At 60.8% G+C, this 260-nt stretch carries 1 protein-coding gene; it reads left to right on the forward strand.

The window, feature by feature from the left end; translation table 11 throughout:
* On the forward strand, positions 1 to 260 hold a 260-nt coding region (locus ACZ3HH_RS30535), incomplete at both ends, for a hypothetical protein (RefSeq protein WP_465810385.1).

Raw genomic sequence — 260 nt, forward strand, 5'->3', positions numbered from 1 at the left:
GCAGCGAAGATTACGATAGCCGATATACCGGATGAGCTGAAGCGGGATTACCTGCTGCCGGATGGGCGGGCGCGGTTGCAGGTGTTTCCGAAGGCCGCGGTGGTGGATGGGCATCAGTTGCGGCGCTGGGTGAAGCAGGCGCTGAAGGTGGTGCCGGAGAGCGCGGGCAGTGCCGTGTGGATATTGAAGTCCGCGGATACCATAACGCAAGCGTTTCAGATTGCCGCGTATTCCGCGCTCGTGGTGATTGCGGTGATTCT

Source organism: Pseudomonas sp. PME37.24/025, assembly GCF_055556615.1.